5 protein-coding genes and 1 pseudogene are annotated in these 5,859 nt (G+C 70.1%); 3 read left to right on the top strand and 3 right to left on the bottom strand.

Annotation, left to right across the window (positions count from 1 at the left end; all coding sequences use genetic code 11):
• Positions 1–110: 110 nt before the first annotated feature.
• Entirely contained in the window at positions 111–1,184 is a 1,074-nt protein-coding gene (gene purM, locus IH13_RS0135300; RefSeq protein ID WP_031091122.1) for a phosphoribosylformylglycinamidine cyclo-ligase, read from the top strand.
• Positions 1,185–1,301: 117 nt separating this feature from the next.
• Here purM and IH13_RS0135305 read toward each other — a convergent pair whose 3' ends face one another.
• Both IH13_RS0135305 and IH13_RS0135310 read right to left on the bottom strand, forming a co-directional pair.
• Entirely contained in the window at positions 1,302–1,553 is a 252-nt protein-coding gene (locus IH13_RS0135305) for a DUF3073 domain-containing protein (RefSeq protein ID WP_028443348.1), read from the bottom strand.
• A 311-nt stretch (positions 1,554–1,864) separates the two neighbouring features.
• Positions 1,865–2,950 (bottom strand): annotated as a pseudogene (locus IH13_RS0135310) (Leu/Phe/Val dehydrogenase); the annotation flags it as partial.
• Positions 2,951–3,126: 176 nt separating this feature from the next.
• Between IH13_RS0135310 and IH13_RS0135315 the strand changes: the two are divergent.
• Both IH13_RS0135315 and bldC read left to right on the top strand, forming a co-directional pair.
• On the top strand, positions 3,127–3,969 hold the full coding sequence (locus IH13_RS0135315; protein ID WP_031091125.1) for a DUF8083 family protein: 843 nt from the start codon (positions 3,127–3,129) through the stop codon (positions 3,967–3,969).
• A 707-nt stretch (positions 3,970–4,676) separates the two neighbouring features.
• Positions 4,677–4,883 carry a developmental transcriptional regulator BldC gene (bldC, locus tag IH13_RS0135320; protein WP_003949541.1) on the top strand — a complete coding sequence of 69 codons (207 nt, stop codon included), beginning with the start codon at positions 4,677–4,679 and terminating at the stop codon, positions 4,881–4,883.
• Between the two features lie 536 nt (positions 4,884–5,419).
• On the opposite strand, the gene IH13_RS0135325 is transcribed toward bldC, so the two are convergent.
• Positions 5,420–5,710, bottom strand: a complete 291-nt coding sequence (locus IH13_RS0135325; RefSeq protein ID WP_031091128.1) for a DUF6274 family protein — start codon at positions 5,708–5,710, stop codon at positions 5,420–5,422.
• Between the last annotated feature and the right edge of the window lie 149 nt (positions 5,711–5,859).

Here is a 5,859-nt window from a genome sequence, read left to right on the forward strand (position 1 = left end):
CGGCCGGCCCCGCCGCCACCGCGGCGGCCGACGCGCTGCGCCGTCCGTGACCCGGACCGGTCCGCGCGCTTCCCCCCAGCCCCGTATTCCGACACGAAAGATCCCGGGCAATGTCTGAGACAACAGGTGCTTCCTACGCGGCGGCGGGCGTCGACATCGAGGCGGGCGACCGCGCCGTCGAGCTGATGAAGGAGTGGGTGAAGAAGACGAGGCGCCCCGAGGTCGAGGGCCTCGGCGGCCTCGGCGGTTTCGCCGGCCTCTTCGACGCCTCCGCCCTCAAGCGGTACGAGCGTCCGCTCCTCGCCTCCGCCACCGACGGCGTCGGCACCAAGGTCGATCTGGCCCGCAAGATGGGCGTGTACGACACCATCGGCCGCGACCTCGTCGGCATGGTCGTGGACGACCTCGTCGTCTGCGGTGCCGAACCGCTCTTCATGACCGACTACATCTGTGTCGGCAAGGTGCACCCCGAGCGGGTCGCGGCCATCGTCAAGGGCATCGCCGAAGGCTGTGTCCTGGCCGGCTGCGCGCTCGTCGGCGGCGAGACCGCCGAGCACCCGGGCCTCCTCGGCCCGGACGACTTCGACGTCGCGGGCGCCGGTACGGGCGTGGTCGAGGCCGACCGGCTGCTCGGCCCGGACCGTATCCGTAAGGGTGACGCGGTGATCGCCATGGCGTCCTCCGGTCTTCACTCGAACGGGTACTCGCTGGTGCGGCACGTGGTCTTCGACCGGGCCGGCTGGTCCCTGGACCGCCAGGTCGAGGAGTTCGGCAGGACGCTCGGCGAGGAGCTCCTGGAGCCGACCAGGATCTACTCCCTGGACTGCCTGGCCCTCACCCGTACGACCGAGGTGCACGGCTTCAGCCACGTCACGGGCGGCGGCCTGGCCAGCAACCTGGCGCGGGTCGTGCCGGACTCCCTGCACGCCACGGTCGACCGGTCCACCTGGACGCCCGGCGCGGTGTTCGACGTGGTCGGCACCGCCGGACAGGTCGAGCGGGCCGAGCTCGAGAAGACGCTCAACATGGGCGTCGGCATGATCGCGATCGTCCCGGCGGACTCGGTCGACGCGGCGCTCACGACGCTGGCGGACCGGGGTGTGGACTCCTGGGTCGCCGGAGAGATCACCGACCGCGGCGCCCACACCACGGGCGCGGCCCTGACCGGCGACTACGCACGGTAGAGGCACCACGACGGCACATCTGTCTCTTATACACAGAGCCGACGGCTTCCACCGGGACGGGACAGCACAGAACCCGGTCCGGGCAGGCCCGGACCGGGTTGATGTGTCAGCGCGAGGTCAAGCGCCGCGACGCTGTGACGACGGACCGGACTGTTCGTCCTCGTCCGCGTCGTCGTTATACAGATCCGCGTACTGTGCGTACGGGTCATCTTCCTCGTCGTCGTCCTCGAACGGCTCGGCGTTCGGTGGTTGACTCGAAGTCGATGCGCCCAGCTCATTGGCCAGACGCGACAGGTCAGTCCCGCCGGTGCTGTACTTCAGCTGGCGGGCGACCTTGGTCTGCTTGGCCTTTGCCCGGCCGCGCCCCATGGCTCGACCCCCTCGGTGACGGGGCTCGACGGCCCCAGAGTCTTGACACGCGTTCATGTTTCGGGACGGACTCTCGGCTGAGAGACCGCGCCCGTGGCTTTAACCGTACCTGCTTCGTCGGCCATACGGTACGCCGCCCGTCTCACGCGCCTGTCCACATGACCGTCGGGGACCCTGTCCTCGCTGGTCAAAGGCGATTTTAACCTCTTCCGGACCGCCGACCCGCCGACCGGAGTGAGTCTTGTCTCCCCGTACGGGGCCCGCCCCGCCGCCGTGCCCGTGGAGGCCGGTGGCGGGGGGCCGCGTCGGGGGCGGCGGGCCTCCGCCATGCGCTGCTCGGCGATCCGGTCCGCCGCGGCGGCCGGCGGGATCCCGTCTGCCTTCGCACGTGCGAATATGGCCAGCGTGGTGTCGAAGATCTTCGACGCCTTCGCCTTGCACCGGTCGAAGTCGAAGCCGTTCAGCTCGTCGGCGACCTGGATCACACCGCCGGCGTTGATCACGTAGTCCGGCGCGTACAGGACCGAACGGTCGGCAAGGTCCTTCTCCACGCCGGGGTGCGCGAGCTGGTTGTTGGCGGCCCCGCACACCACCTTCGCGGTGAGGGCGGCGACGCTCGCGTCGTCGAGCGCGCCTCCGAGGGCGCACGGCGCGTAGATGTCCAGGCCCTCGGTGCGGATCAGCGCGTCCGTGTCCGCGGCCACGGTGACCTCGGGGTGCAGGTCGGTGACCCGGCGTACGGACTCCTCGCGGACGTCCGTCACGACGACCTCGGCCCCGTCGCTGAGCAGGTGCTCGACCAGGTGGTGACCCACCTTGCCGACCCCAGCCACGCCGACCTTGCGGCCGCGCAGCGTGGGGTCCCCCCACAGGTGCTGGGCGCTGGCCCGCATGCCCTGGAAGACGCCGTACGCGGTGAGGACCGAGGAGTCGCCGGCGCCGCCGTTCTCGGGGGAGCGGCCGGTGGTCCAGCGGCACTCCCGGGCGACGACGTCCATGTCGGCGACGTAGGTCCCGACGTCACACGCGGTCACATAGCGACCGCCGAGCGAGGAGACGAACCGGCCGTAGGCCAGGAGGAGTTCCTCGGACTTGATCAGCTCGGGGTCGCCGATGATCACGGCCTTGCCGCCGCCGTGGTCCAGTCCGGCCATGGCGTTCTTGTACGACATGCCGCGGGACAGGTTCAGCGCGTCCGCGACGGCCTCCGCCTCGGAGGCGTACGGGTAGAAGCGGGTGCCGCCGAGGGCGGGGCCCAGGGCGGTGGAATGAAGGGCGATGACGGCCTTGAGGCCGCTGGCACGGTCCTGGCAGATGACGACTTGCTCGTGGCCCCCCTGGTCCGAGTGGAACAGGGTGTGAAGTACATCGACAGGCGCGCCGGTCACATCGGTCACTGTGGTGACTCCCAAGTACGAAGCGGCGGAAGGTCCTCCTGAAGGTGGGGAGGACCGCGGGCCGGCCGGCACGGCCGGCCCGACTGGGCAAGAGCGTAAGTCCTCGGGACGCGCAGATCGCTCCCCGTGCCGAGGATCACCCCCTGGCGGAGTACGGGCGTGACACGATCTGCTGCATGTCGGTGGTGTCTTCGGTGCTCGTCCCCTACACGTCCTATCTGCGGGTGTACGAGCCGCTCGTCGCCTTCCGCGAACCCGAGCGGAGCCACTGGGACCGCTACGCGCGGCGCGCGTCCCTGCCCACGGTGCAGGACGAACTGCGCCGTTCGCTGGCGGACTTGGTGCCCACCCCGCCGGTGGCGGTCCCGGTGCACGAGAGTGAGGACGCCTTCGTCGCGGAGCTGGACGGGGTGGTCTGCGTCTGTCCGTGGCGGACCCGGATGCGCGGATGGCTGGCACTGGAGGAACTCGGGGAGCTGTTTCCGGCCAATGTGCTGGACCTGGTCCTGCCTCCGGTGGTGCGGGCGCAGGCCGTCGCGGACCATGAGCGGTGGGCGGAGCGGAATCCGGACGCCCGTCCTTGGATCCGCACCACCGTGTGGCACGTACCGGTCCGCTGGTTCGTGCTCTTCGAGGACGAGGAGAGGGAGTACGTGGCGGCCGGTGACGGCGGTCGCCCCGTGCTGCGCTACCGCACGCCGATGGTGCAGGCCCGGCGCCGGCTGGCGCGGGCGTTGAGGACGCTGCGGGAGACGGTCGACGAAGGGCCGCTGACCGAGGGCCTGGTGGATGTCGGCCGCTGGCTGGAGGAGTTCCACCCGCGGGCCCTGGTCGAGCTGGACTACGGCGGTCTGGTCCACGCGCTGAGCGGTGAGCAGCTCGCCGGGGACCGGTCCGCGGCGGACGTCGCGGAGGGCATCGCCGCCCTGCGTTCGGGCGACCGGGAGGCGGCGGGCGTGGCCTACGGCCGGCTCGTCGAGCGGTGGCAGGCGGTGCGCCGCCGGCGCCTCGCCAACTGACGCCGGGGTCCGTGCGGTCACAAGGGACCGGCCCGTGTGGTCACAAGTGACCACAACCGCCGCATAGAGCTGTCTTCGGGAGGGAAGAGACAAGCTGTGCGGTGTCCGGCATCGAGGACACCGAGCCCCCTGGGGGCACCGGCGGACCGGTGGAGGTGGACGGAGATGACGTGACGGGAACTGACGGGTCGTGAACCTGAGTCCTGTGTGACTCGTGTGAACTGTGTGACGGTAGGGCTTCGCGGCCTGACCCGGGACCTACGTCCCGAACCGGGCCTTTGCCTCAAGCGTGACGGATAGCACTAACGGGGCCCTTGCGCCGTTCCCTACTCCTCATGCCAAAATAGGACAAGGAGTCCGGGGAGGGCTCTGTTCGTCCAACTATGGGCGGAAAGCTCCACATTGCTCGCTATGGGGGGTCTGAGGGCTTCTGGCGACCCCTGTTCGCCCTGTGACTGATCGTCACCGGGGCGTGACTGTCCGCTATGGCACGGTCCATCGGCTTCCGTCGCTGATGAACACCTGGGAGGGCAATTCCATCGGTTTGGCCGACGTGGCTGGACGGATGGTGTAGTTGTAGTGCCGAGGACAAGCCGTTCGTCCTATAACCGACTCGGCCCGCGTCCGCCATTTCGGGCAACGCGGGTCAAGGTGCAGAATTTAGAGGAAAGAACCGAGATGGTTCGGTTCTCCCGAGGAGGCCGCTCATGACCGCTCGCACCCCTGATGCCGAGCCGCTGCTGACCCCGGCTGAGGTCGCCACGATGTTCCGCGTGGACCCGAAGACGGTCACCCGTTGGGCGAAGGCTGGCAAGCTCACGTCCATCCGTACGCTCGGTGGACATCGCCGGTACCGCGAGGCAGAGGTCCGCGCACTGCTTGCGGGTATTCCGCAGCAGCGCAGCGAGGCCTGACACACCCCTGTCGCCGCAGCCACACCGCTCCGCCGGGGCCGCCGAAGGGTCCCCCAACCCGCTGGTGCCCCACCCATAGCTCCACACACGACGGACGCCCGCCCCAACGGGCGTCACCCCTGTGAGACGCAGGTCATGTCGTCGAAATCGCGCTGGACTCCGCCGGGTCCAGCGCGATTTTTCTGTGCCCGGGCCCCGGGTCCGCCGTGGCTTCCCGGGCCGCCGCCCCGCCGCCCGCCCGCGCGAGGGGCGCCGAACAGGCCGACGGGTCGGTTTCCTCGGGTCCGTGTGCGACTCGGAGCGAGCCTGTTCGGGACTGTTCGTACGGGTCCCTGGCGACGTGGGCCGGCTCGGACGGAACGGTCCGGGATGTGCCTGAAAGGGGAGTGCAATTGCACATATTAAATTCGCCAGTTGTAGGAAGTGCGTAAAGTCCGCAGCGCCCAAAACTACTTAAGTGACTCGCGTCACACCGATGGGGCCGCGCTCACCTACGAGCCTGCCACCGCCCGTGGTCCGATCGCTGCGGCTGTTGGTCATGTCGTGGGGGGACTTTCGTCACCGGCCGGCTCTCCGGCGGCCGTCCTGCCGGGCCCCGGTGCGGCACCCGCCCCGGTGGCCTTCTGCGGGGCTCCCGGCCGCCGAGGGGCACTGCCGGACTCCCGGGCGCCGTACGGCGCCTGTGGGGCCGTCAGGGACTCCATGGTGAGGCGGAGCAGCCGGTGGCAGACCGGGCAGTGGTGGGTGAGGTGGCGGTAGCCCGACGCGGCCGCCAGGTGGGCGCGCAGCAGTGCGCGGGTCTCGTGCCGTGCCGTGGGCGCAGCCATGCGCGCGACCTCCCGGTCCACCGGCCGCCCCGCGCCGAGGGAAACAGGGGCGGCTCCGTCCTACGGGAGTACCCGTGGGGGGCGACGGCGTCAAGACGCGCGAAAGCCCGGATCCATGGGATCCGGGCTTTCGTCACTGCGGTCCTGAC

It is taken from the genome of Streptomyces sp. NRRL WC-3549 (assembly GCF_000721935.1).
Lineage (GTDB): Bacteria > Actinomycetota > Actinomycetes > Streptomycetales > Streptomycetaceae > Streptomyces.